The sequence below is a fragment of the Tolypothrix sp. VBCCA 56010 genome, assembly GCF_050875635.1.
Lineage (GTDB): Bacteria > Cyanobacteriota > Cyanobacteriia > Cyanobacteriales > Nostocaceae > Hassallia.
Map to the genome: position 1 here is coordinate 1 of NZ_JBPAOH010000506.1, position 260 is coordinate 260.

1 pseudogene is annotated in these 260 nt (G+C 45.0%); it reads right to left on the bottom strand.

Annotated elements, in window-relative coordinates:
• A pseudogene (locus tag AABK37_RS42145) lies at positions 1-260 on the bottom strand (WD40 repeat domain-containing protein); the annotation flags it as partial.

Here is a 260-nt window from a genome sequence, read left to right on the forward strand (position 1 = left end):
GCCATCAGCTGAAAAAGCGATCGCATTAACCCAGGAAGTATGACCACTTAAAGTACGCACTTCAACCCCAGTTTGCCAATCCCAGACTTTGAGTGTGGTGTCATATGAACCAGAAATGAGGTATTTGCCATCAGCTGAAAAAGCGATCGCATTAACCCAGGAAGTATGACCACTTAAAGTACGCACTTCAACCCCAGTTTGCCAATCCCAGACTTTGAGTGTGGTGTCAAAAGAACCAGAAATGAGGTATTTGCCATCAG